This window comes from Marinobacter sp. S6332 (assembly GCF_023016045.1).
Classification (GTDB): Bacteria; Pseudomonadota; Gammaproteobacteria; order Pseudomonadales; family Oleiphilaceae; genus Marinobacter.
Window position 1 is genome coordinate 44,694 of sequence record NZ_JALKAP010000009.1, and the last position, 21,068, is coordinate 65,761.

Here is a 21,068-nt window from a genome sequence, read left to right on the forward strand (position 1 = left end):
TATTGTGCTAAAAACCCGGATCATCACAGCTCTTATTCTCGCGCCCATTGCTATTGGTGGCATCTTCTTCCTACCACCAATGGGTTTTGCGTTATTTACTGCTGCGATAATTACGCTAGGGTCTTGGGAGTGGGCAAATATGTCTGGCTTTGAGCAGCAGCCGGGTCGGATTGCCTATGCTGCTGTTATCGCACTCACTCTCTACAGTCTTCTCGACGTCTCTGCTGTGCCAGTTCTTTGGTTGGCACTTATCTGGTGGGTGGTCTGTTTTTTATTGGTACGCAGTTATCCCACAGGTTCCGAACGCTGGGGTGGTGCGCCAATGAGAGCACTCATGGGCGTGTTGGTTCTAGTGCCCGCATGGGTGGGGCTAAACCACCTTCGAACCGGCGGTTTTCAGTTCGGCACCACAGACAACAATCTGCTGCTGATTTTGTATGTGTTTTGTGTGGTTTGGGTTGCAGATATAGGTGCCTATTTCTCCGGTAGAGCATTCGGCAAAGCCAAGCTAGCGCCTAGAGTCAGCCCCGGAAAGTCTTGGGCGGGAGTATACGGCGGCTTGATTGCGGTAGCCGTTTTTGCGCTGATTGTGAGCATGCTTGCCTCTGCAAGCGCTATTGAAACCATTTTGCTGGTTGTCGCTACTTTAGTGACGGGCTTGGTGTCAGTGCTTGGCGACCTGCTTGAAAGCATGCTCAAGCGCTTCCGAGGCATCAAGGACAGCAGCGGGCTGTTGCCTGGGCATGGCGGCATTATGGATCGCATTGACAGCTTAACGGCGGCCATTCCTGTGTTTGCGCTCATAATTACGCTATTAGGTTGGCTAGCGGTTGGGCCTTTGTGAATATGGTGAACCGCTCTATTACGGTGCTGGGAGCTACCGGTTCAATCGGGCTCTCCACTTTGGATGTTATCCGCCGTCACCCGGAGCGATTTTCTGTTTACGCTCTAACCGCCGGTACCCGTGCCGAAGAGCTTGCAACGCTATGCCGTGAATTTCATCCGAAAGTTGCGGTGATGGCAGATGCAACAGCCGCAAAAAAATTGACTGAATTGCTTTCAGACCTACCGGATATATCTGTTTTGAGTGGTGAGGCGGGGCTTTGTGAGGCAGCTTCCGCCCCGAGCGCCTGTACCGTAATGGCGGCGATCGTTGGAGCGGCGGGGCTGGCGCCGACATTAGCCGCCGTGCGCGCTAGTAAACGGGTGTTGTTGGCCAACAAAGAAGCGCTGGTTATGTCCGGTCAGCTTTTTATGGATGCGGTATCTGCCTCTGGGGCAGAGTTGTTGCCCATAGATTCTGAGCACAATGCAATCTTCCAGTGCTTGCCAGCAGATAAAATACGCGACCCTGAAGGCGCGGGCATTACCCGAATTCTTCTTACAGCGTCCGGAGGTCCATTCCGACAGCACAGTACGGAAGATCTAAGGTCGGTTACGCCAGCTCAGGCCTGTGCCCATCCGAATTGGTCTATGGGCCAAAAAATTTCTGTGGACTCGGCCACCTTGATGAATAAGGGCCTTGAGCTGATTGAAGCCTGTTGGTTGTTCAACACCACGCCAGAGCGCATCGAAGTTCACGTACATCCAGAGAGCATTATTCACTCCATGGTAGAGTATGCCGACGGTTCGGTGTTGGCTCAGCTCGGCAGCCCTGACATGCGCACGCCCATTGCCAACGGTTTGGCCTGGCCCGAGCGTATTGATGCGGGTGTTGCCCCCTTGGATCTTTTTTCAATCGGGCGGTTTCATTTTGAACGGCCGGATTTGTTGCGATTCCCCTGCCTGCGCCTAGCGGCAGAGGCATTTCAGTTGGGTGGAACCGCGCCCGCAGTGCTTAACGCTGCAAATGAAGTTGCGGTAGGTGAGTTCCTCAAGGGGAATCTCGCGTTTACGGACATTCCGGTTGTCATTGAGCGAACACTAGCTGCAACCCCCGTGGTGCCAGCAGACAGTTTTGATACCATCTTTGCGAAGAACTCAGAAGCACGGCAGCGGGCTCGGGAACAGATTGGCCTGTTAACTGTCTGAAATAACTTAGAGATTTTCGCCAGATTGGCGTTTACACCGGGAATGTTATGCAGATTATTCAAACCGTACTTGCTCTCGCGCTTACTCTGGGGATACTCGTTACCCTGCATGAGTACGGCCATTTTTGGGTGGCGCGTCGCTGTGGCGTGAAAGTGCTACGCTTTTCCGTGGGCTTCGGTAAACCCTTGTTCTCTTGGTACGACCGCCACGGAACTGAGTTTGCAATAGCAGCTATCCCATTGGGTGGCTATGTTAAAATGTTGGACGAGCGAGAGGGACCTGTTCCCGAAGAGCTCAGAGATCAAGCCTTTACCTCAAAACCGCCGTCTCAGCGGATCGCGATTGCAGCCGCAGGCCCGATAGCCAACTTCCTGTTTGCTATTTTCGCCTATTGGTTGCTTAGCGTTGTGGGTGTTACCCACGTCGCGCCGATTGTAGGCGATGTGGCGGTAAACAGTGTCGCCAGCAATTCCGGCTTGCAGGAAGGCATGGAAATCCATGCAATTGATGGTCACCGTGTGAGCTCGTGGCGCGATGTAAACATGCGCATTCTTGAGCGTGCCGGGGAGCAGGGTTTGATAACCTTGGATGTCTCCAGTTCAGGCGCCCGCGGAACATTGAGTGGCGAGCTTGGTGGCTGGAGTCTGAGTGATGAAACACCGAACCCACTCGGTGAGTTTGGCATTACGCCCTGGCGACCAGACGTACCTGCCATACTTGGCCAGATTGCTGACGGTGGCCGCGCCCAGGCGGCAGGTCTTCAGTCGGGAGATCGCGTAATTGCGGTCAACGGTGAGCCGGTGGGCAATTGGTTTGAGCTGGTTGATATTGTTCGTAACGCACCAGAGCAATCGCTCGATCTTACCATCGAGCGTGCCGGGGCCGAGCGATCTGTTCGAATTACACCAGCGGAAAAAGTGCAAGACAACGGCGAGACAATGGGATTTGTAGGTGTGGGCGTTCAGCCGGTCTCATGGCCAGATAGTGTCATGCGGGAAGTCCGCTATGGTCCCTTGGCGGCGATCCCCATTGCGCTGGATGAAACCTGGGCTGATACCCGCCTTACGCTTGTCGCGATCAAAAAAATGATTACAGGGCTGCTTTCACCCAGTAACCTCAGCGGCCCAATTACAATTGCCCGTGTAGCTGAAGCCAGTGTTAGTTCCGGATTTGAAGATTTCGTTCGTTTTCTGGCTTACCTAAGCGTCAGTTTGGGAATCCTGAACCTGTTACCAGTTCCTGTGCTGGATGGTGGTCATATTGTGTATTACACCATCGAAGCCATCCGCAAAAAACCGGTATCAGATGCCGTTCAGGAGCTTGGGTTACGAATTGGTATGGCAATGATTCTTACATTAATGGTGTTTGCTCTTTACAACGACCTGATGCGGTTGTGAGAATTGCGGGCTCCTTACGCGCATTAACCAGGCGAAATAATTGAATGAGACGTTCTCTTCTAGGTTTAGCCGTTGGCCTCGTTGTTGCCGCAACCGGCATGACGCCAGCATTTGCAGATGAATTTACGGTTGCAGACATTGAAGTGGAAGGCTTGCAGCGTGTTTCTGCGGGTACTGTGTTTTCTGCTTTTCCCGTTAACATTGGCGAGCAGATGGACGAAGCCGAACTGGCCGATGCGATTAAATCACTGTTTCGGACAGGCCTGTTCACCGACATAGAAGCTAGCCGCGACGCTGGCATTCTGATCCTCACCGTGCGGGAACGGCCTTCGATTACGTCAATCGACATTGAAGGCAACAAGAACATAGAGACCGATATGCTCATGGATGCTTTGGCTGGCGCCGGGCTTCAGGAAGGGCAGGTGTTCCGCCGTGCAACACTGGAACGGTTAGAGCTGGAGATCTTACGCTCGTACATCGGGCAAGGGCGCTACAACGCCCGAGTCAAAGCAACAGCTGAGGTGCTGCCGCGTAACCGTGTGGCCATTCGTCTAGACATTAACGAAGGTACCGTGGCTGCTATCCAGCATATCAACTTGGTCGGAAACCGGGAGTTTAGTGACGAGGAGCTACGCGACCTGTTCGAGCTGCGTACCACCAGTTGGTGGAATTCCCTCACAAATTCAGACAAATACGCGCGGGAACGCTTGAGCGGTGATCTCGAAACCTTGCGTTCGTTTTATCTCGACCGTGGTTATCTGGACTTCAATGTAGAATCCAGTCAGGTTTCTATCTCGCCAGATAAGCAACAGGTCTTTATTGCGATCGCATTGAATGAAGGACCGCAATACACGATTTCAGATATAAAGCTGCGCGGCAATCTCATTGTTGATGAAGAAGAGTTGCGTGAGCTGATTCCTGTGGATGCGGGCGATGTATTCTCCCGTGCCCGTATGACGGCGATTTCAGAGACGCTGGCCTTTCGGCTGGGCAAAGAGGGTTATGCCTTTGCCAACGTAAATGCCGTGCCGGAGCCCGGCCCCAACAACACAGCAGCCGTTACGTTTTATCTTGAACCCGGAAAGCGGGCCTACGTTCGTAGGATTAATTTTGACGGTAACGTATCCACCCGAGACGATGTGTTGCGTCAGGAAATGACGCAGATGGAAGGCGGTATTGCCTCATCGGACCGCATAGAGTTCTCCAAAACCCGCCTAGAACGGCTTGGTTTTTTTAAGACCGTGAATGTGGACACGGTACCGGTACCCGGAACCGATGACCTTGTAGATGTGAATTACTCAATTGAAGAGCAGCCGACAGGGAGCCTTTCGGCATCTATAGGTTTCTCTCAGGATTCAGGCATTATTCTTGGTGCGAACGTATCAGAAAACAACTTTTTTGGTACAGGTAAGCGGGTATCCTTTGGCGTAAACGCCAGTGACTCGGTCAAAAGCGCCAATATTTCTTACATGGATCCTTACTATACTGTCGATGGAGTGAGCCGAGGTTTCAGTGTGTTCGCCAGAGAGACGGATTTTGAGCAAGAGGATATTTCTTCCTACTTGCTCGACGAGTACGGTGGCCGTGTCACCTTTGGTTATCCGACCGACAACATTACTAGGCTGAACTTCGGGTTGGGCTATACGCTTTCCAAGCTGAAGGGCGGCGTGTTCACCTCGCAGGAAGTCACGAATTTTATCGACGAAGAAGGCGACTCCTTCAATAACTTTTTCCTCTTTGGTAGTTGGCGTCGTAGCACCTTAAACCGGGGCGTTCTGCCAACAGACGGCTATAGCCATTCACTGTCTGTTGATGTGGCCGTGCCGGGTAGTGACCTTACGTTTTATAAGGCCACCCATAAAACCGACTTCTACTTCCCGATCACAGACAACAATCGCTGGGTTGTGCGCACAAGAACGGAAGTAGGCTATGGCAATGGCTACGGTGATCGTTCACTTATGCCGTTTTACGAGCACTTTTATGCGGGCGGCTATGGCTCGGTTCGAGGCTATCGAGCTAACTCGCTGGGGCAGCGTGCTACCAACGCCCCCAACGATTTTTCGGATCCGGATCCTTTTGGTGGTAACCTCCTGACAGAAGGTTCTCTAGAGCTGATTTTCCCGACGCCGTTTGCCGGTGACAGTCGCTCCATGCGCACCGCATTCTTTATAGATGCAGGGCAAGTGTTTGACCCGGATCGCGGGTTCGAACCTGAACTCGAGGAGCTACGACTTTCTGCAGGTGTCGGGTTCCAGTGGATTACGGCGGTAGGCCCGCTGGCATTCAGCCTTGCCAAACCGCTGAACGATGAGCCTGGAGATGATACACAGGTATTCCAGTTCTCGCTTGGCCAGACATTCTGATTCCTCGGCATTCAGATTAAGCATTACGAGAAATAAAAACGAACGATACACAGGAGACCCAACATGTTCAGAACCCTATTGATGTTTGTAGCCGCCACTGCGCTGGCGTTGCCCGCTGTAGCAGATACTCGAATCGGTGTGGTAGATCTTCGCCAAGCCTTGTTTTCGTCGAACGATGCCAAATCATTCAGCGAAAACATGCAGAAAGATTTTGCGGGTGATGAGCAAAAAGTGCGCGAAGCTCAAGAAGCAGCACGCAGTTTGAAAGAGCGTTTGGAAAAAGACGGCGCCATGATGAACGATAGCGAGCGCAACAAGCTAGCCGGGGAGTTTCAAGAGAAGGTAAAAGAGTTCAATTTCCTCAAACAACGTCTCGATACGACTGTTAATCAGCGCAAGCAAGCGTTTCTGGAAGAGGCTCGCCCGGAAGTGGATGCGGCCGTTAAAGAATTGTTGGAAGAAAACGACCTTGACCTGATTCTTCCGAGCGAAGCGGTTGTTTACGTGAAGCCGGATATGAACCTAACACCGCAGCTTCTGGAAAAGCTTAACCGTTAATTCTTGCCGGAGAGCCTTTGGGCTCGCTAGCGTGTTGTGGAGCGCGTGATGACAGTAAAGTCTTACCGGCTTGGAGAGATTGCAAATGCGTTAGGGGCAGAGCTTCGTGGCGATCCCGACGTTATGGTTTCAGGCCTCGCAACGCTTCAGGCTGCGGGCTCGGGCCAGCTCAGCTTTCTGGCAAATCCTGCCTATGCCAAGCATTTAGCAGACACCCAAGCGGCAGCGGTCATTCTATCGCCTGCCGCTGCGGATAACTGTCCGACCAACGTCCTCTTACTTGAAAATCCGTACCTAGGCTATGCTCAACTGAGTCACTGGTTCGACCCTACGCCCGTTGCGCCGCAGGGAGTTCACCCTTCGGCCGTGGTTGATCCCGGTGCATCCGTGGCTGCCAGTGCTAGTATAGGGCCAAATGCCGTGATTGAAGCGGGTGTGGTTATCGGGGAGCAGGTTGTTATCGGTGCGGGGAGCGTGGTTGGTGCGCGCACCAGTATTGGTTCCGGCTCCATTATAAGGTCTAGAGTTAGCCTCGCCCATGATGTGGTGGTGGGTCAGCGCTGCCACATTCTAAGTGGCGCAGTGATTGGCTCTGATGGCTTTGGCTTTGCGAATGAAAAGGGCCAATGGCACAGAATTGCCCAGCTTGGCCGTGTGATCCTTGGTGATGACGTGGAGGTTGGTGCAAACACAACGATTGACCGTGGCGCTCTGGATGACACAGTTATAGGTAACGGCGTTAAACTGGATAACCTAATACAGATCGCTCACAACGTCCGCATTGGTGACCATTGCGCCATGGCTGCAATGGTTGGGATTGCGGGCAGTACAAAGATTGGCAGCCACTGTGTATTTGGTGGAGCTTCCGGAGTAGCTGGCCATCTGGAAATTGCAAATCAGGTGCACCTTACCGGCATGACTCTAGTAACCGGAGATATCCGGGAGTCAGGGGTCTATTCCTCCGGCACCAGTGCAGATACGAATCGGCAATGGCGCAAAAACGCTGTACGTTTCCGTCAGCTTGATGCTCTGGCACGGCGTGTTAAAGAGCTGGAAAAGAAAACAGAGGGCTGAGGCCGATTACGATGATGTATATTGATGAAATAATGGAACACCTGCCGCACCGTTATCCGTTTTTATTGGTGGATCGGGTTACCGAAATTGAAAAGTCCAAGTCAATTAAGGGCTACAAAAACGTTTCATTTAACGAGCCGTTTTTTACCGGCCATTTTCCCGATAATCCGATCATGCCAGGTGTGCTAATTATTGAAGCCATGGCACAGCTTTCTGGCATTCTCGGTTTTGTGACAGTGGGGCGGAAACCTTCTGACGGGCTGGTACAATACTTGGCAGGTACCAGTAAGGCGCGTTTCAAGCGCCCTGTGTTACCCGGGGATCGGCTCTGTATGGAGTCGGTGATTGTCTCGGAAAAACGTGGTATCTGGAAATTCGATTGTCGCGCACTGGTCGATGGTGAGATTGTTTGTGTGGCAGAGATACTGACCGCTGAGAGAGAAGTGTAATGGCGACTAATGATTGGTCGGGTGTCCATCCTCAAGCGATTGTAGATCCATCAGCCAAACTCGCGGATAACGTAACGGTTGGCCCTTGGAGCTACATTGGCCCGAACGTTGAAATTGGCGAAGGCACAGAGATTCTTTCCCACGTGGTTGTGAAAGGCCCAACAGTCATTGGCCGTAACAACCGTATTTTTCAGTTTTGCAGCGTTGGTGAAGAGTGCCAAGACAAAAAATATGCCGGGGAGCCGACCACGCTTATCATTGGCGATAACAACACGATTCGTGAAAACTGCACTATTCACCGTGGCACAGTTCAGGATCAGGGTGAAACTCGAATAGGCAGTAATAATCTGCTTATGGCCTATGTGCATGTGGCCCACGACTGCGTGATCGGTAACGACACAATTCTTGCAAACTGCGCAACACTCGCAGGCCATGTGTCTGTAGGTGACCATGCCATTCTGGGCGGCGGCACTATGGTTCACCAGTTCTGCCATATAGGGCCGCACAGTATGGCTGCTGGCGGCAGTATCGTACTAAAGGATATTCCCGCTTATGTTATGGCGGCGGGTCAGTCTGCGGAGCCTCACGGCATGAACGTCGAAGGCCTCAAGCGTCGTGGATTCGATAAAGAGGTGTTGATGACCCTGCGCCGAGCTTACAAGGTCATTTACCGTCAGGGCCTGACAACTGAACAGGCCGTCGAAAAGCTGGAAGAGGCATACTCCGAGGCGCCCGAAGTGCGCGTGTTGATCGACTCTCTGCGCGGAGCTCATCGCGGGATTATTCGCTGAGCGGGCAGGAGCCTTTTTGGATGGACCATCCCCAAGCTGCGGTTGTAAGTGAGCGCAGAACGACCTTTGGAATCATTGCCGGTGAGGCGTCAGGAGATATTCTGGGCGCCGGTCTGATTCGTTCACTTCGCAAGCGCTATCCAAACGCGCGTTTTGTCGGTATTGGCGGCGATGAAATGATCGCAGAAGGCTTCCACTCTCTGGTTCCTATGGAACGTCTTTCCGTTATGGGGCTGGTGGAAGTTCTAGGGCGTATCCGAGAACTTTTTAGTATCCGTGCTCGCCTCCTGAGCTATTTCTTTGCCACGCCCCCGGATGTAGTGATTGGCATTGATTCCCCGGATTTTACCCTGGCCATTGAACGGCGCTGCCGCGAAGCAGGCATCCCCTCAGTTCATTATGTGAGCCCCTCTGTTTGGGCATGGCGTCAAAAGCGCATCTTCAAAATCGCCAAGTCCGTGGACTTGATGCTCACCTTGTTGCCCTTTGAAGCCCAGTTTTATGAGGAACATCAGGTGCCAGTCGCCTTTGTGGGGCATCCTCTTGCAGATCGCATCCCGCTGGTTCCCGAGACAGGTAGAGCCCGTGAAGAGCTTGGGCTAGATGAAAGCGCCCCTTTGCTGGCGATATTGCCCGGTAGCAGAGCCGGCGAGGTTGAGCGGCTTGGCACTTTGTTTTTGGAAGCTGCGCGCTGGATACAAGCCAAGCGGGCGGATATGCAGTTGGTTATACCCTGTGTTAATCGCGAGCGTGAACAACAAGTTCGCGATCTTATCGAAGCGCTGGATGTAAAGTTGCAGGTGACTATTGTAAGAGGTCGATCCAGAGAAGTGATGGCCGCCTCTGATGTTGTTTTGTTAGCCTCAGGAACCGCGACTCTTGAAGCGATGTTGCTGAAAAAACCCATGGTTGTGGGTTATCGCTTGAGCAACGTAAGCTGGGCACTGCTTTCTCGGTTAGTGAAAGTGCCTCACGTTTCCTTGCCCAATCTGTTGGCGAAGCAACCTCTGGTTCCCGAGCTGTTGCAGGATGAAGCGACGCCAGAATCACTTGGTGCAGCAGTTCTGGAGCGTATGGAAGACCAACAAGAGCGGGATAGGCTGATACACGCCTTCACGGAACTTCATCACACATTGAGGCAGGATGCCGATGAGAAAGCTGCTCAAGCCATTTCCATGCTACTTAAAGAGCGAACAGACTGAGTGGCCCGGGCACTCGTATTGCCACCGTTCGAGTGTGCCTACCAGGGTCGACTTCTGGCCGGTGTAGATGAAGTAGGGCGTGGCCCGCTCATAGGTGCGGTAGTTACCGCTGCGGTAATTCTCAACCCTGATCGGCCCATTGCAGGGCTGGCGGACTCGAAAAAACTCACAGAAAAAAAACGCAATGCGCTGTATGACGAGATCATCGAGCATGCGACTGCCTGGTGTTTAGGCCGCTGTGAAGCTCATGAGATAGATCAGATCAACATCTATCAGGCCACGATGATTGCAATGGAGCGCGCCGTAGCCGGTCTAAGCGTTGCACCGGAATATGTCTTGGTAGACGGCAACAAATGCCCGAAGTGGCACTGGCCCTCAGAACCCGTGATAAAAGGCGATAGCCGGGTAGAGGCAATCAGCGCCGCGTCAATACTCGCCAAAGTGACCCGGGACCGGGAGATGGCGGAGATGGAAGAAAAGTACCCGGGTTATGGCCTTGCCAAACACAAAGGCTATCCGACGCCTGTACACATGGAAGCTCTATTCAGATTGGGTGTGACACCAGAGCATAGGAAATCATTTCGGCCAGTCCAGGAAGCGATGGAGCAGGTGGGTTTCTTTAAAGAGCCAGCATCGCCAGCGGCAGATAACCTCCACTATCCAACCGACCTCTTTGAAAACAGTGATTGACAACACCCTCTGGAATCCTTAGTATACGCGCACGTTGATCGGGGCAGCCCGGCAACAAACAGTTTGATGCGGGGTGGAGCAGTCTGGTAGCTCGTCGGGCTCATAACCCGAAGGTCGTAGGTTCGAATCCTGCCCCCGCTACCATCTTTAAAGGCAAATCAGTAATTTACTGGTTTGCCTTTTTTTCTTTCTGCTTTCTGAATGTCCTCTTTGCCCACGCAGCGCCCAATGTTATTTGGGAACTGTGGATTGCCTCCAAAATCAACCGCAATAGCGTGATCATTAATGTACTAGGTCTGCGGTGCTAAAGTTACGCAAAGTTTATGTTCTGCTCTATACTTAGGCTCACCTATTTTCTTTCGGTGTGATTATGGAAAATCAAATAAAAATTGTTATTAGCGCGCTGTTACTGCTTCTAACTAGCCCCTTCGTTTTTTCGGCCACTGCCGTTAATGATTTTTATTCTATCAATATGCAGAATAGCACTACGCTTTTCTTTTATCCGAGTGAAAATGATACCTTTGACAGTGGTTTTAACGGCTTCACTAATGCAAGTTTTGAGCTTATAAAAGGTCAGGGGGACATTAATATATCCCTCGATGGGCCTACGTTTGAACCGAATGCTGGGTATTCTGGAGTTGCAGAAATCCGCTATTCGATCACCGACAGCACCAGCACTTCTGAAGCTCTCATCTTTATTACGGTAGAGAATACTAACGCTATTTTTCAGGCCATAGATGATACGTTCGATGTGCCTGAAAATGCGGACGCTACGCCGTTGGATGTGCGGTTAAATGATCAACCTGTGCATGATATTATTCCGTCGCCAGTTTTATCGATCGACAACGCGACCACCTCCAATGGTGGAGCCGTTGCGATCCTCACTTTCGAAGACCGTCCTACTATCTACTACACTCCACCGGCCAATTTTTCTGGCACCGATTCATTCACCTATACTTTAACGAGAGGGAATGACACCTCCGTAGCATCCGTCACAGTGAATGTTGGTGAAGCGCCCGTCAGTTTTGAAGCCGTCGACGATACATTCGATATCCAGAAAAACGCAGACACGGTCACGTTGAATGTCCGAGAGAATGACCTACTTGCGGGCGCAAATGAGGTTGTTGATAGTATCAGCGAGACGGCGGAGGGCGGGGTGGTTGTTATCCAAAGCGAGTCATCTATTAGCTATACGCCTCCCACCGATTTTATCGGAACCGATACCTTCGCTTATACCTTGAGGGGAGAAAACGGCTTCTCTGAGGCAGTCGTCACGGTGAATGTTAGCGAGGAGTCGGGGCAGGAGGAGCTTGAGATGCCCAGTAACCTCACAGAGGAAGAGGCCCGCGTCTTCGCTGTTGTTATTGATGCTTGCGGGCAAGATTACGAAGTTCTGCCTTGTGGCGAAATCGCAAGCATGTCCCCAGATCAGCAAAAGCAACTGATACAGCAGGTCTCGGGGCGTCACACTAAGCTGCAATCACGAATTATGCGGCAGATGCTACAGCTACAAACCAGCAATATTAGTTCGCGTTTGCGAGAAATTCGTGACCAACGTAATCAACTTAGCATTGATGATTTAAATCTGGCCATCATGGGGGAAAGCACGCCTTTGGCTCAGGCCCTGCAAGGTAATTTGCGCGGCGGCGCAGCTGGCGATGGTGAGCTGGTAAGCCCTTGGGGTGCATTCGTCAATGGTAATATTAGTATAGGAAAAAGCAAAGATACGAGCACCCGGCCAAGCTATGATCAAGACGGCTACGGCCTGACGTTTGGTCTTGATTACCGTTTTAGCAATACCGTCGTGCTGGGCGCTGCCGCCGGGGTTAGTAAATCCGATACGGACTTTACCTCGATGCAAGGGCATCAGGATGCCCAGTCTATTTCCCTGATATCGTTTGGCAACTACTACCCAGTCGACAATCTCTACGTAGACGGCTTCGCTATGTGGACTGAGGGTGATATGGACATCAACCGCCGTGTTGATGTGGCAATGGTTCAACAGGATTTGGCTTCAGACACCAAGAGCCGACAATTAACGGCCGCTACCAGTGTTGGTTATGAGTTTAACTACCAGAGCTGGCAGAGCACTGTCTACGGCCGCCTACAATACTCTGACCTGGATATTGAAGGGTATACTGAAACCGGAGGCAGCATGGCGCTTACCGTAAAAGAACAAAATACTAACAGCTTTACTAGCGCTATGGGTGCGCGGATTAACCATACCTTCAGTTGGAGCCGTGGGGTTATAATTCCTAGCATTGATTTGGAATATGTTAAAGAAAACAATAAAAAATATAATATCAGTAACAACTTTGCGAATGCGGCTACCGCCGGAAATTTCAGTATTAGTGCCGATGAGTCAGACACTGAATATATGAGCTTAGGCACCTCATTAACCGCAGTATTCGGTGGCGGGCAATCAGCTTTTATTCGCTATGAACGACTGTTGCTACAGGACCGCTATGATTTTAGCTCCTACGCTCTAGGTCTTCGCATGGAGTTTTAGGGGCGCGGCTACTCGACTTTGCCGGGAGTTTGTAGAGTTTAATCAAAGATCGAGCAAGTAAAGCCGCTCCAACCGAAACAAATCACGATTCAGTTCACGTAGCTTGTCGTAGAGTTCCCGCAGCTCCCGGTGCAGTTCGAGCCGTTCCTTAGACGATGTATCATCGTCGCTAAGGAGCTGCTCCTTGCGTGATATGTCTCTCTCGACAGCATCTATGTCCATATCAATTTCGTGAATCATTTCGCCTTTGCTAAACGCAGCGAGAAACCCTTGTTCCAATTCTGCTGGGCATACGCTGCGGTAGCGGTTGCCTTCGCGTCCTTCATCAAAACCTTTTCGGGGTGTGCAGTATTGTTGTAATCCAGCCTTCCGCCCCGCGTAGTAGGGATCGTCTTGTGGTTTAACATTGTACTCAGAGCAAGCTTCATAATGTTTGTGTAAGCGGGCGCGGGTATAACCTTTGGCTCCGTCTTTTCGGCCGATTTCGTGCCAGTCGGCCGTTTTACACTCGCCTTCGGAGAGAGTGGCGCAGCCAGAAAACTCCATACAAAGTAATCCAATGAGCGCAGCCTGCGTGATGCGATGAAAGTAAGGCTTTCTGGAGAAGGTGTTAGCTTTTTGCATCTACTGTGATCTCCGTATCTGGCCCGCACTTTCATGCTTAGTAGCGGCGGCTGTCTTATTGGCTAGCTTATAACTCTATCTTTTGCAGGTGCAGAATAACAGTGATGTGCGCCAGAAGACGGCGCCTGTGCTGATACGAAATAGTGTAAAGAGGGGAGAGGCTAATGGTGGATTCTGGCAAGTGCTTGACGGGAGGTGCACGGCTACTAAATTAAGAGTTTAATAGTAATAGAATCCACTCATCTGGGAACGATAGGTAACAATCATGAAGGATTTTGAAGTAGGAACTATTATCGGACTGCTCCGGCGCACGGCGCCGTTTTTGATCTTTCGGTTTTTGATCTATTTTGGCATCACTTTAGGGTATGTAATTATCACCGGTGCTGGTGCCGGGGTTGGCTATGGTGCGGGGGCTGTGTTTGGGGATTCAGCCGTTGGTGGTACCTATGGCGGTCTTATCGGCTTTGGTCTCGCCAGTGGGATCATGTATTTCCTGCGCGAGTACCTTCTGTATATGGTCAAAGCCGGGCACATCGCTGTGTTGGTGGAGGTGATGGACGGTGGGGAGATTCCAGAAGGTCGTGGCCAAATTGATCATGCGCAATCGGTGGTGAAAGAGCGCTTTGCCGAATCCTCTGTGCTGTTTGGCGTGGACCAGCTTATAAAGGGTGTACTCAAATCATTCAATCGGGCTTTCTTCACCTTGGCTGCAATTCTGCCGATCCCCGGTATTGAAGCGGTTGCCAAGTTTCTGAACACCGTGATTCGGTTGTCGCTCACTTATCTGGACGAAGTGATCCTTGCCTACAACATACGTACTCAGTCCGACAATCCTTGGGCTTCCAGCCGCAGCGCGCTGATTCTTTACGCCCAGAATTATCAAGTTTTTCTAAAGAATGCAGCCTTTCTAGCGCTGATTATCTGGTTTTTAACCTTCATCGTTTTCTTGATTATCCTTGCTCCGGTCGCCGGGCTGGTGGCGTTATTCCCTGGTACTGCCGGGCCGCTGACCTTTGCAATTGCTTTGGTATTCGCTTGGGGTATTAAGCAGGCGGTGATTGAGCCATTCGGGATGACGGCTTTGATGCAGGTGTTCTTTAAAGTTACGGAAGGCCAGCAACCGAACCTGGAGTGGGAGCAGAAGTTGGATTCAGTTTCGGATAAGTTTGAGGAGCTGAAGGTAAAAGCGAGCCAGTGGGTCGGCAAAAACGATGCGCCAGTGAAAACGGCTGAGGCGACTGCGGGAAAAGATACGCAAACGCCTGAGTAAACTCAGCTGCCTGAATACCTTCGTTGTTATGAATTCTCCGCGCCCCCGCTATGGGGGTGCTAGCTTTTTATGGCCTTAGTCTTCTCTTGCCACTTTTTAGGCGATGAACCACAGCCCCTTAAAAAGAAATGGTTAAACGAGCTTTGCTCTCTAAACCCGAGTAGCTGGCTGATCTGCAATATGCTCAAGTTCGAATACTGCAGATAATCCTGTGCGTGGTGTAAGCGAACGTCAGCCAGTAATTGCTGGTAGCTTGTGCCCTGTTGCTTCAGCTGCCGCTGCAGGCTGCGTTCGCTTTGCCCCAGAATAGCCGCAATTTGAGCGAGTTTGGGGCTGTTCATTAAATTTTTCCCAAGCTGGTTTTTTACCTGCTCGACCGCATGCTTGGAATCTGCCTCAATAACGGAAGGGCGTGTTATCTGCTGTAGAGGCCATGCCAAAACATCGGCAGCGATCATGATGCTATTATGGCTCTGACCGAACCGGCATTGAGCCCTAAACCCATGCTGGTATTCCGCCTCGTGGTAATCATTGGGCCTTGGGTGCACAAAGCACACTTCCATTACCGGAATCAGTCGACCGGTCAGTTGTTCTGCCAAATGAATAATCCCTGCCAATACACTTTCGCACACTAGTCGAGCAGCTTTGTGCTGCTGAAAATGCGCGCGCCATATCAAGCGTACATGCCCACCATCAGACTCTATGCGAGAAGTGCCCAAACGGTGAACGAGCCGCTCTAGCGTCATAACCTGTTGAAGTGCGTGGCCCAGTGTCAATGATTTGGCCCGAGTATTGGCTAAAGCTTCGCCCAGAACATCAAAGTTTTCTAGCCCTGCATTTTGTCCTGCTTTAATACCGAGGAGGGGGTCTTGCACCAGATCGCTGGCGCTTAGAAAAAGCCGGAAATAATCTTCGACCCTTATTTTTTCCGGTGGGTTGATTAGCCAAAGGTCAGTGACTGATGCTGCATCTGCGAGCGCTGATAACCGGCCCCCTTGTTGAAGGTACGCCAGCAGGACAGGCTGAATGTACGGTCCAACCACATGATTGGTGGGATGGTTAACTAACGCTTTTGAGGCTGGTTTATCACTCATGCTTGCCGCTTTATAGTAATTTTTATTCGTAATCCAACAATTAAGCCAGAGTAGGGCAGGCTAAGATGCGATGCAAATGGCAGGTCAAAATATAAACACAATAATAGCGAGTGCCCCGTCTGGAGCAATTATGAATGTACTCGGGTATTGGGATGGATTTTATTACGACCCTTGGTTTTGGCAGTTTCCTATGGCTACGCTCGCCATCAGCATGGCGGCATTCCTTATTGTTGCAACGCCTTGGACGATTGTTGCCGGGTTAGACCCAGCACCACTGAGAAAGTACAAAATTCAGCAGAAGCCGTTTGAGGTCAGAAAGTTTCTGCTGCCATCTCTGGGCCGAATTCTTATAAACAATATTATTTTGGCCGCGCTTTTGATACTCAGTTGGCCGGTGTTGAAGCTCACTGCTGTGCACAATAACGAATTGCCGGTTTGGTATGTGATCGTCGCGCAACTCGTGTTTTTTGTATTGCTGGATGACTTCTTGTACTACTGGATGCACAGGTACATGCACGAGAATAAGTGGCTGCTCCAAAACGTGCACAGCGTGCACCATCGCGTACGCAATACTTGTGGTATTAATGGGAATTACATGCACTGGCTGGAGTTCACCTTGACCGCTGCGGTCACCCTGATAGGGCCGATTCTTTTGGGCGCGCACATTTATGTGGTTTGGCTGTGGGTGATTATTCGGCAGATTGAAGGTGCTGATGGCCACATCGGTTATGACATTCCGTGGAACCCGGTACACCTGCTTCCTGTGTATCAGGGGCCGGTATATCACGACTTCCACCATGCCAAGTTTAAAGGCAACTACGCAGGGTTTTTGCCTTATCTCGATAAATACATGGGTAAGACCTACATTCCGGCCTACTTAAGCTACCTGAAGGCTAAGAAACGTGGGCTGACGGCTGGCGAGATTGACCAACAGAGCAAGGCGGAGCTCAATCCCAGTAGGGCGGATCGCCAAAATACCCATCAATAAAATCAACAAAACTCCGAACCTTGCTGGCCAGAAGCTGCCGGTGCGCGTACACCGCATAGAGCCCCATGGGCTCGGGCTCGTACTCCTGTAGGATAACCTTCAGCTTTCCCTCCTTAATGGCCGGGCCTGAAATAAACGTAGGCTGCAAGGCGATTCCCGCTCCACCTATAGCGGCTTCCACCAGCACATCCCCGTTGTTGCTGGTAATGCCATTTCTGTCGTTCTGACCATTGTTTAGCAGCCAGCGGTGCAGTGGTTGGTTGGAATCCAATTCTATGTAGCTATAACGCAAGTAACGGTGGCCCTGAAGATCTTCGAGATGTTTGGGCGTGCCATTTTGCTTCAAGTAGTCCGGTGAAGCGCACACCGCCATTCTGATTGGGGCAATTCGTTTGGCAATCAGTGAGGAGCTTTTCAAGTGGCCGATACGCAGCACTACATCGAATCCCTCTTCAACCACATCCACTTTGCGGTCATTCAATTGCAAGTCGATGCCTACCCCCGGGTGAGCCTTTTGATACTCGCTCAGCATGGGCGCCATGTGGCGAATTGCGAAGGACACAGGCGCGCTGATTCTTAGCAGGCCGCGAGCTTCGGTTTGCAGGTCGCCAATCTGGCATTCCATATCTTCAATGTCGTGTAGCACCTGCTGTGCTCGCTGGTGATAGCTGGCGCCTGCCTCAGTCAGATGAATCTGCCGTGTGGTGCGGTTGAGCAGGCGCACCCCCAAGTGTTCTTCGAGCTGGGAAACATACTTGCTGACCAACTGTGGCGACATGTCCAGCCGGTCTGCGGCTCGGGTAAAGGCACCTTCACTCACCACCGTAACAAAGGCGCGCATGGCATCGAGGCGGTCCATTGGCTCATCCTGATTCTGCGGTTTTCATTGATTATCAACGCTGTGTTGATAGTAACTCAATAGTAGCCCGCTTATTCTTTCGATTTGGCGATAGTAAAGTGGTTCCATCATCTGGAGCGAGGCTTCAGGAGCAACCAACAAACTACCAAGTGAGGACTTACCATGGGCTCCAAACTTTCACAAGCACTGTTCAACTCCAACGGCGGATACGCTGCGCTGATTCTGCGGGTACCGGTTGGTCTGATTCTGGCAGCACATGGTGCTCAGAAACTCTTCGGTTGGTTCGGCGGCTATGGACTTGAAGGAACCGGTCAGTGGATGGCCAGTATCGGGCTGGAGCCGGGCTACTTGATGGCTTTGATGGCCGGTAGTGTCGAGTTCTTCGGCGGGCTGGCAATGGTTCTGGGCGTGCTGACACGGCCTGCCGCGCTGGCTTCGGCCTTTGCCATGCTGATCGCTGTGTTCGCCGTACATATCGGTAACGGTCTGTTCATGGAAAACAATGGTTATGAGTTCGCACTCACGTTAGTTGTAGTCTCTCTGGCTCTTGTTGTTCAGGGCGGCGGGCGCTTTGCAATGGATAATGTGCTTTTGGAACGTTTCGGTGGAACTAGCCGGTAAGGCTTCGCAGTAACGGTTCACGGATAAAGTAAAACTCTAAACCTAATTATCGAGGTCGATTATGCAAGCCTTACAGTTTTCAGCAACCGGCTCACTCGATTCGCTGCAAATTAACGATATACCCAAGCCGGTGCCGGGTGTTGGCGAGGTTTTGGTAGAGGTTCGCGCTGCAGGCCTGAACCCCAGCGATTTGAAAAACGTGCTGGGGCTTTTTCCCTACACCACAACGCCGCGTATTCCCGGTAGGGATTTCTCTGGTGTAGTTGCAGACGGGCCAGCAGAGCTTATAGGCAAGGCAGTTTGGGGCGGCACAGGTAAAGGCTTTAGCTTCACTCAAGATGGCTGTCATGCGCAGTATGTGGTTGTGCCCGCGAATGCCGTGGCGCCCAAACCGGAATCGCTTACCTTTGCCCAGGCAGCCACGTTTGGCGTTCCGTACATTACAGCTTGGGATGCCTTGGAACGGACCCAAGTTGCGGAGGGTACCCGGTTTTTGATCATCGGTGCTGGAGCTGTAGCCAAGGCAGCGCAGGCGCTGGCTAAAACCAGAGGCGCCAATGTTGTACTGGGTGTTCGCCGTGCCGAGGTTGCGCAAGAGTTGGAAGCACAGGGTATTAGTGCGTTTCAACTACCAGAAACCGAGAAGCTGCCGCAGCAGGCACAAACTCGCTTTCAGGGGCAGTCGCCGGAGGTCATTTTCGATACCACTGGCCACTGGCTACCAGCTGCGGTGAAGGCGCTCGGGCCCTTCGGGCGCATAGCGGTTATTGCTGCACCGGCAGACGGGCTGATTAGCATGCCCATTCTTGACCTTTACCGCCGTGGCGGCTCGGTCATCGGGGTTAACTCGCTGCTATACAGCTTGGAAGATTGCGCAAAGATGTTTGAGCGAATCAGTGCAGCGTTTGATGGCGACTTGCCTATTCCTGACAGCTTTACCGAGATGCCGCTCTCGGAAGCTATTGCGGCTTACAGCAAGGTACATAAGGGTGGGTCTGAAAAGATCGTTTTAATCCCTTAAAGCAACATGATTTGACCGTCATGATTTACACGAAACAGGAGATCACACAATGATTGAACTTAGACCCCACAGTGAACTCGGCGGTGCCCATCACGGTTGGTTGGATACTCGCCACCACTTTTCATTCGCAGAATATTACGACCCGAATCGCATGCACTGGGGAAATCTCAGAGTATGGAATGACGATACTATCGCTCCGCGCTCTGGCTTTCCCCGCCACCCGCACCGCGACATGGAAATCATTACCTATGTCCGCAAGGGAGCCATAACGCACCAAGACAGCCTTGGCAACAAAGGCCGTACCGAGGCCGGTGATGTGCAGGTGATGAGCGCGGGAACAGGCATTGCCCACAGCGAGATGAATGAAGAAGATGAAACCACGCAGATCTTCCAGATCTGGATTATGCCTAATGAAGCGGGCCTGCCGCCCACCTGGGGCACTAAGCCATTTCCCAAGGGTGAGCGCAGTGGATCATTCGTTACTCTCGCCAGCGGTATTCCCGGCGATGACGATGCTTTGCCTATACGAACGGATGCCCGGATGGTGGCGGCAACGATTGAGGCAGGTAAGAGCACTGAATACCGTATTGCCGCTGGGCGCAAAGTCTACTTGGTGCCTGCAACCGGCAAGATAGATGTTAACGGAGTCGTCGCTTCTGCGGGCGATGGCGTTGCGATCAGTGACGAGGAATTGCTGAATGTGAGTGCTCTGGAAGACAGCGAAATTGTGCTGGTAGATGTTGCGTAAGAAGCCAGCTTGGCTTGTTGGAAGCGGGCTGCACTACTACATTGAGTTGGAGTGTTGCCCGCCTCTGTCCTGAAAACATGTACACGTTTAAACCAAAACAGAAAAGGGATATATAAATGACGAAGATTCTGGTTCTTTACTACTCCATGTACGGCCATATCGAAACCATGGCAAACGAAGTGGCTGAAGGGGCCCGCAGCGTGGCGGGTGTGGAAGTTACCCTGAAGCGTATACCAGAAACCATGGATGCCGAAGCTTTCAAAGGCGCGGGCGGCAAGGTTGATCAAGCGGCACCTGTTGCTTCACCCACCGAATTGGGTGACTACGACGCCATTATCGTTGGTACACCGACCCGTTTCGGTAACATGGCGGGACAGGTACGTACCTTCTTCGACCAAACCGGCGGTCTCTGGGCGAAAGGTGCTCTGGCAGGCAAGGTGGCGAGTGTGTTCACTTCGACAGGCACCGGTGGTGGTCAGGAAATGACGATCACGTCGACCTGGACCACTCTGGCACATCATGGCATGGTTATCGTTCCAATCGGCTACACCACGCCAGCGTTGTTTGATGTTTCGCAAGTAGGTGGTGGCACGCCGTATGGCGCATCCACAATTGCCGGTGGCGACGGCTCACGCCAGCCAGACGAACGTGAGCTAGGCATTGCCCGCCATCAGGGTGAGCATGTCGCAAAAATTGCAGCCAAGCTTAAAGGCTGATCCGGCTGCCATAGCGAGATCCAGAGCCGTTGGGCAGATAGATTATGCCCAGCGGCGCTGAGC

The 21,068-nt window shown here is 51.9% G+C and carries 20 protein-coding genes and 1 tRNA gene; 18 read left to right on the forward strand and 3 right to left on the reverse strand.

Annotated features, from left to right (window positions below):
- Positions 1 to 4 precede the first annotated feature (4 nt).
- The 12 genes from MWU62_RS13510 to MWU62_RS13565 all read left to right on the forward strand — a co-directional run bounded on the left by MWU62_RS13510 (position 5) and on the right by MWU62_RS13565 (position 13,064).
- Positions 5 to 844 (forward strand): phosphatidate cytidylyltransferase, encoded by an 840-nt coding sequence (locus MWU62_RS13510; RefSeq protein ID WP_247115400.1) that lies wholly within the window; start codon positions 5 to 7, stop codon positions 842 to 844.
- A 2-nt stretch (positions 845 to 846) separates the two neighbouring features.
- Complete coding sequence (gene ispC, locus MWU62_RS13515; protein WP_247115491.1) at positions 847 to 2,031, forward strand: 1-deoxy-D-xylulose-5-phosphate reductoisomerase; 1,185 nt, start codon at positions 847 to 849, stop codon at positions 2,029 to 2,031.
- A gap of 47 nt (positions 2,032 to 2,078) precedes the next feature.
- The gene (gene rseP, locus MWU62_RS13520; RefSeq protein ID WP_247115401.1) at positions 2,079 to 3,428 is read left to right on the forward strand and encodes an RIP metalloprotease RseP; all 1,350 of its coding nucleotides are present in this window, start codon (positions 2,079 to 2,081) and stop codon (positions 3,426 to 3,428) included.
- 44 nt (positions 3,429 to 3,472) lie between these two features.
- Positions 3,473 to 5,791, forward strand: coding sequence for an outer membrane protein assembly factor BamA (bamA, locus tag MWU62_RS13525; RefSeq protein ID WP_247115402.1), 2,319 nt, complete (start codon positions 3,473 to 3,475; stop codon positions 5,789 to 5,791).
- A 63-nt stretch (positions 5,792 to 5,854) separates the two neighbouring features.
- Positions 5,855 to 6,349: an OmpH family outer membrane protein gene (locus MWU62_RS13530; protein ID WP_247115403.1), complete on the forward strand. Its 495-nt coding sequence runs from the start codon at positions 5,855 to 5,857 to the stop codon at positions 6,347 to 6,349.
- 48 nt (positions 6,350 to 6,397) lie between these two features.
- Positions 6,398 to 7,423 carry a UDP-3-O-(3-hydroxymyristoyl)glucosamine N-acyltransferase gene (lpxD, locus tag MWU62_RS13535; RefSeq protein ID WP_247115404.1) on the forward strand — a complete coding sequence of 342 codons (1,026 nt, stop codon included), beginning with the start codon at positions 6,398 to 6,400 and terminating at the stop codon, positions 7,421 to 7,423.
- Between the two features lie 11 nt (positions 7,424 to 7,434).
- Positions 7,435 to 7,872 (forward strand): 3-hydroxyacyl-ACP dehydratase FabZ, encoded by a 438-nt coding sequence (gene fabZ / locus MWU62_RS13540; RefSeq protein ID WP_247115405.1) that lies wholly within the window; start codon positions 7,435 to 7,437, stop codon positions 7,870 to 7,872.
- The gene (lpxA, locus tag MWU62_RS13545) at positions 7,872 to 8,663 is read left to right on the forward strand and encodes an acyl-ACP--UDP-N-acetylglucosamine O-acyltransferase (protein WP_247115406.1); all 792 of its coding nucleotides are present in this window, start codon (positions 7,872 to 7,874) and stop codon (positions 8,661 to 8,663) included. Before fabZ ends, lpxA begins: the two co-directional genes overlap by 1 nt.
- A 20-nt stretch (positions 8,664 to 8,683) precedes the next feature.
- A complete protein-coding gene (gene lpxB, locus MWU62_RS13550) occupies positions 8,684 to 9,865 on the forward strand; it encodes a lipid-A-disaccharide synthase (protein ID WP_247115407.1) in 1,182 nt (393 codons plus the stop codon).
- Positions 9,866 to 10,555 carry a ribonuclease HII gene (rnhB, locus tag MWU62_RS13555; protein ID WP_247115408.1) on the forward strand — a complete coding sequence of 230 codons (690 nt, stop codon included), beginning with the start codon at positions 9,866 to 9,868 and terminating at the stop codon, positions 10,553 to 10,555.
- A 67-nt stretch (positions 10,556 to 10,622) separates the two neighbouring features.
- A tRNA-Met gene (locus tag MWU62_RS13560) sits at positions 10,623 to 10,699 on the forward strand.
- 226 nt (positions 10,700 to 10,925) lie between these two features.
- On the forward strand, positions 10,926 to 13,064 hold the full coding sequence (locus MWU62_RS13565) for an autotransporter domain-containing protein (protein WP_247115409.1): 2,139 nt from the start codon (positions 10,926 to 10,928) through the stop codon (positions 13,062 to 13,064).
- Positions 13,065 to 13,106: 42 nt separating this feature from the next.
- On the opposite strand, the gene MWU62_RS13570 is transcribed toward MWU62_RS13565, so the two are convergent.
- Positions 13,107 to 13,688 carry a DUF2799 domain-containing protein gene (locus MWU62_RS13570; RefSeq protein WP_247115410.1) on the reverse strand — a complete coding sequence of 194 codons (582 nt, stop codon included), beginning with the start codon at positions 13,686 to 13,688 and terminating at the stop codon, positions 13,107 to 13,109.
- Between the two features lie 265 nt (positions 13,689 to 13,953).
- Between MWU62_RS13570 and MWU62_RS13575 the strand changes: the two genes are divergently transcribed.
- Complete coding sequence (locus MWU62_RS13575) at positions 13,954 to 14,958, forward strand: hypothetical protein (protein ID WP_247115411.1); 1,005 nt, start codon at positions 13,954 to 13,956, stop codon at positions 14,956 to 14,958.
- A 59-nt stretch (positions 14,959 to 15,017) separates the two neighbouring features.
- On the opposite strand, the gene MWU62_RS13580 is transcribed toward MWU62_RS13575, so the two are convergent.
- A complete protein-coding gene (locus MWU62_RS13580) occupies positions 15,018 to 16,052 on the reverse strand; it encodes an AraC family transcriptional regulator (RefSeq protein WP_247115412.1) in 1,035 nt (344 codons plus the stop codon).
- Positions 16,053 to 16,182: 130 nt separating this feature from the next.
- On the opposite strand from MWU62_RS13580, the gene MWU62_RS13585 reads away from it, so the two are divergent.
- On the forward strand, positions 16,183 to 17,040 hold the full coding sequence (locus MWU62_RS13585; RefSeq protein WP_247115413.1) for a sterol desaturase family protein: 858 nt from the start codon (positions 16,183 to 16,185) through the stop codon (positions 17,038 to 17,040).
- On the opposite strand, the gene MWU62_RS13590 is transcribed toward MWU62_RS13585, so the two are convergent.
- Positions 17,000 to 17,899 carry a LysR family transcriptional regulator gene (locus tag MWU62_RS13590; RefSeq protein WP_247115414.1) on the reverse strand — a complete coding sequence of 300 codons (900 nt, stop codon included), beginning with the start codon at positions 17,897 to 17,899 and terminating at the stop codon, positions 17,000 to 17,002. The genes MWU62_RS13585 and MWU62_RS13590 overlap by 41 nt on opposite strands.
- Positions 17,900 to 18,061: 162 nt before the next feature.
- On the opposite strand from MWU62_RS13590, the gene MWU62_RS13595 reads away from it, so the two are divergent.
- From MWU62_RS13595 to wrbA, 4 genes are all read left to right on the forward strand, one after another.
- The gene (locus MWU62_RS13595) at positions 18,062 to 18,520 is read left to right on the forward strand and encodes a DoxX family protein (RefSeq protein ID WP_247115415.1); all 459 of its coding nucleotides are present in this window, start codon (positions 18,062 to 18,064) and stop codon (positions 18,518 to 18,520) included.
- Positions 18,521 to 18,581: 61 nt separating this feature from the next.
- Positions 18,582 to 19,541: a zinc-binding alcohol dehydrogenase family protein gene (locus MWU62_RS13600; protein WP_247115416.1), complete on the forward strand. Its 960-nt coding sequence runs from the start codon at positions 18,582 to 18,584 to the stop codon at positions 19,539 to 19,541.
- Positions 19,542 to 19,590: 49 nt separating this feature from the next.
- On the forward strand, positions 19,591 to 20,289 hold the full coding sequence (locus MWU62_RS13605; protein WP_247115417.1) for a pirin family protein: 699 nt from the start codon (positions 19,591 to 19,593) through the stop codon (positions 20,287 to 20,289).
- Between the two features lie 116 nt (positions 20,290 to 20,405).
- Entirely contained in the window at positions 20,406 to 21,005 is a 600-nt protein-coding gene (gene wrbA, locus MWU62_RS13610; RefSeq protein WP_200365594.1) for an NAD(P)H:quinone oxidoreductase, read from the forward strand.
- The last annotated feature ends 63 nt before the right edge of the window (positions 21,006 to 21,068 follow it).